At 33.7% G+C, this 288-nt stretch carries 1 pseudogene; it reads right to left on the reverse strand.

The features are described 5' to 3' along the window. Positions 1 to 7 precede the first annotated feature (7 nt). Positions 8 to 288 (reverse strand): annotated as a pseudogene (locus tag ACY2RW_RS16115) (amino acid--tRNA ligase-related protein); the annotation flags it as partial.

Genomic DNA, 288 nt, shown 5'->3' on the forward strand with positions numbered 1-288 from the left:
TTCTCAATTATCTCATAATTTTCACATTCATCTCTTCTACCTTTTTATCAGACAAAATTGATGGTGCATGGAATAATAAATCTTCTGATGTCCCTGTTTTTGGAAAAGCCATAACTTCTCTTATAGAAGCTTTCTTTTCCAAGATCATCATTAACCTGTCTACTCCCCAAGCAATTCCTCCATTAGGTGGTGCACCATATTGAAACGCTTTGTACATTGTTCCCACACTTTTCATCATCTCTTCTTTATTTTAACCCATATTTTTATAGGTTGCTTCTAAAATTTCTG

This window comes from Polaribacter sp. 2305UL8-11, from assembly GCF_058147165.1.